At 28.7% G+C, this 4,091-nt stretch carries 3 protein-coding genes; all 3 read right to left on the bottom strand.

Features of this window, described 5'->3' with window-relative positions:
• Positions 1 to 219 precede the first annotated feature (219 nt).
• The 3 genes from HNR52_RS12025 to HNR52_RS12015 all read right to left on the bottom strand — a co-directional run bounded on the left by HNR52_RS12025 (position 220) and on the right by HNR52_RS12015 (position 3,989).
• Positions 220 to 1,221, bottom strand: coding sequence for an ABC transporter permease (locus HNR52_RS12025; protein ID WP_435620713.1), 1,002 nt, complete (start codon positions 1,219 to 1,221; stop codon positions 220 to 222).
• Position 1,222: 1 nt separating this feature from the next.
• Positions 1,223 to 2,713, bottom strand: coding sequence for a sugar ABC transporter ATP-binding protein (locus HNR52_RS12020; protein ID WP_435620712.1), 1,491 nt, complete (start codon positions 2,711 to 2,713; stop codon positions 1,223 to 1,225).
• A 295-nt stretch (positions 2,714 to 3,008) separates the two neighbouring features.
• On the bottom strand, positions 3,009 to 3,989 hold the full coding sequence (locus tag HNR52_RS12015; RefSeq protein WP_435620711.1) for a sugar ABC transporter substrate-binding protein: 981 nt from the start codon (positions 3,987 to 3,989) through the stop codon (positions 3,009 to 3,011).
• Positions 3,990 to 4,091: the final 102 nt, after the last annotated feature.

Below are 4,091 nucleotides of genomic sequence, written 5' to 3'. Positions count from 1 at the left end.
TACCTATTGATGAAATTTTAGCAGAACTACAGTTAGCATAGGTGTAGTGCATCTATTTGATGGTAATATTTGTTATCAATTTTTCTCATCTATAGTTATAAATTACATATTTCAATGTTTATCTATATAGTTTCGATTATTATATTGTTAAAAAATACTTTATTTCATATAAATCAAGAAAAAAGACTTTTTGCAGCAGAATCATAAATAGTATTGTAATTAGCTTAGTGCTGATTTCCTTTTCCTTATAAAATCAAAGTACACTGCAATTATAATAATAAATCCCTTTACAATATATTGCCAAAATGAGTTGACATTTAATAGATTTAATGCATTATTAATTACGCCCATAACTAACGCACCTATTAGCGTTCCACCTAATTTACCTTGTCCTCCCATAAAACTTGTTCCACCCAAAACAACAGCAGCAATCGCATCCATTTCTGCACCATTTCCGGCTGTTGGCTGCCCAGAATACATACGAGAAGCAAGCACAACACCAGCGATTCCAGCCATTAATCCGCTAAAAGAATAAACAAAAAATTGAACCCGTTTGATATTAATACCGGAAAACCTAGCGGCTTCTGTATTTCCTCCTATTGCATATATATATCTACCAAGCTTTGTCCTATTTAATATTATTAATGTAATTACAAATAAAACAATAAAGTATATAACTGGCATTGGTATACCAAAAACATAACCTGAGCCAATAAAATTAAACGAATTTGACATAACTCTTATAGGCTGTCCATTTGTCGAAACATATGCTAAACCACGCGCAACATTCATCGTTCCTAAAGTTACTATAAAAGGAGGAATTGTAGTTTCGCTTATAACAAATCCGTTAAACATTCCTATAATTAATCCGGATAATATGCCCAAAATAATAGCAATCAATAAAGGCAAATGAAACCATGCAATCATCATTGCCGTAATTACTCCGGAAAAAGCAATTATTGAACCTACAGATATATCTATACCTGCTAAAATAATTACTAAAGTCATACCACAAGCAATTATAATATTACTTGATGTTGCTATTAATAAATTCAGTAAATTATTTGTTGTTAAAAAATACGGAGAAGCAAAAGACATTATAACAGATATTGAAATTAAAAATATCAATATCCCCATATTTTCTTTAAAATAAGATAATATTGAATTGAAAATCCCTTTGGATGTATTGATTTTTTTAATATCTTTATTTTCAGTGACCATTTTATATACCTCCTAATGCATAATGCATAATATTTTCCTGACTTAGCTCTTCTTTATTTAATATTTTAGTAATTTTCCCATGACTCATTACAACAACTCTGTCACTCATATTAATAATTTCAGGAAGCTCTGATGATATCATTATTATCGAAACACCTTGCTTTCTTAAATCATCAATTATCCTATATATTTCTGCTTTTGCACCAACATCAATTCCACGTGTCGGTTCATCTAAAATTATAATTTTTGGATTAATACTTAACCATTTTGCAATTACAATTTTTTGTTGGTTTCCACCACTTAAATAACCAACCTTTTGTTTCACTGATGGTGTTCTTATTGTTAATTCTCTAATATATTTTTCAGCTATCTGTAGTTCATATTTCCTATCTATAAAAAACAATTTAATAAATTTATCTATTATTTGAAACGATATATTAAATTTACAATCTTGCAACAAAAATAAGCCCTCTTCTTTCCTATTTTCTGGTACTAATGCAATACCATTTTTAATAGCATCAACCGTATTTTTTATTTTTATTTCTTTGTTGTTGATAAGGAAAACTCCGGAATCATATTTATCAATCCCAAAAATACACCTAGCAGTTTCTGAACGTCCTGCCCCAATCAATCCTGCAAATCCTAATATTTCACCTTTTCTTAAATCAAAACTAACATTATCTATTACACCCTTTCTAGTTAAATTTCTAACTTCAAAAATTACCTCACCCTGTTTATCAAATGTCCTTGTATAATAATTTTCGATTTTTCTGCCAACCATCATTGAAATTAATTCATCATTATTTGTTTCATCCATTAACTTTGTTCCCACATATTGCCCATCTCTTAAAACTGTAACTCTGTCTGCTATTTCTTCTAGTTCAGACATTCTATGTGATATATATATTATACCTACTCCATTCTGTTTCAATTGTTTTATTACATTAAACAGTGTTGATACTTCTTCTTCCGAAAGTGATGAAGTAGGTTCATCCATTACTATAATCTTAGAATTAGAAGTTACAGCTTTAATAATTTCTATCATCTGTTGTTGCCCTATTGTTAAATTACATACAATTGTCTTAGGATCAATATCAAAATTAAATTCTTTCAAAATTGCTTGTGCATTCTCATTCATTAGTTTCTTATTAACCAATCCCCATTTATCAACAAATTCACGAAACAGAAAAATATTTTCAGCTACAGTCATATAAGGAATAAGCATAAGTTCCTGATGAATAATACTTATACCGTATTTCTTGCTATCATGTACAGAATTAATAATCACTTTATTCCCATTTATATAGATATCCCCTTCATCCATTTTATATATTCCGCCTAAAATCTTTATTAGCGTAGATTTGCCTGCGCCATTTTCACCAAGCAAAGCATGCACTTCACCAGGATTCAAATCAAAATTAACATCTTTTAATGCTTGTACACCAGGAAAGCTTTTACAAATATTTCTCATCTCAAGTAAATAGGTTGACAATCCAATCACCTTCTTAATTTTTTATAAATCTATATAAATATTTTTTTAAATAATAGTTAAATTACATTCTCACGTATTTTAAAACTTTAAATAATCAAATAACTTAAAAATCATTATATATACAATATATTCTTATAAATTATAAATATAAAATTATTATTAACAAATTAAACTTTAAATTCATTAATTTTTGATAATTTATTAGGTAAATATATTTATATATATCACTACTGCGAGAGGAATATTTCCTCTGCGCAATAGTGATATATTTATATATTATTATATATTATTTATTTTATTGCCATCCATCAGTTCCATACTGATTTACATTATCTTTATTAATTAAAAATGTTTTTACAGGAATATTCTTTTCATATGGTTGATGATTTAATATTTTATATGCAACTTCAACCGCCAATTTACCTATAGATATCGGAGATTGAGCTCCTGTTCCAACAAACTGCGAACCACTAGCAATTTCTTTCTTGGCATCTGGAGAACCATCTACTCCGTATATTACTGGTTTTGTAAAATTAGCAGATTTACAAGCAGCTAATGCTCCCAAAGCTGTAGGATCATTTCCACCAAAAACAGCAATAATATCAGGATGTGCTTGAATAATATCTTGCATTTTTGTCATAGCTGTTTGGAGATCACCTTTTGCATCTTGTTCGGCAACAATATTAAAATTATGTCCTTGAATAGCTTCTTTAAATCCTAATACTCTATCGTTTATTGAATTCATTGATGGGCTATCTAATATAACTATATTACCACCATTGGGAAATCTCTTAACTAAGTCTTCACCACAAACTTTTCCAGCATTCTTATTATCAGAACCAACATATGCTGTTACATAACTCATATCTTTTACCTTAGTATCAAAATTTACAATAGGAATATTTGCTTTTTTTAGTGCATCAAGAGCAGGTGTAACTCCCTCCCAATCAACGGGATTTAATAACATAATATCAATCTTTTGTGTTATTAAATTGTTGATTTGATCAATTTGTTTCTGTTGATCCATTTCCGGATCCATCATTATTATTTTGTCTCCATGCTTCTCAATTTCTTCCTTCATTGCATTAAAAACAACCTGGAAATAAGGATTATTTTGTGTCATGCTTGTATAACCAAACACATAATGTTTTTTCGCAGAGCCTCCATTATTAGCTGAACTACTATTAGAGCTATTTGTAGACGACTTTGAAGAACAACCAGTCATAGAACTAAAAACTATCAACAATGTTGCTAGAAAAATTAAGAATTTTTTCATAAAACATACCTCCTCGTATAATATGATTTGTAATCAACTAAAAAGATCGATCTTTAAAAAGATTACAAAATTTAATTGAACCTTGATAATTGAATATTGTTT

It is taken from the genome of Thermoanaerobacterium thermosulfurigenes, assembly GCF_051201035.1.
Classification (GTDB): domain Bacteria; phylum Bacillota; class Thermoanaerobacteria; order Thermoanaerobacterales; family Thermoanaerobacteraceae; genus Thermoanaerobacterium; species Thermoanaerobacterium thermosulfurigenes.
Note: the sequence above shows the minus strand (reverse complement) of the source record. Positions and strands in the feature narration are given on the sequence as shown.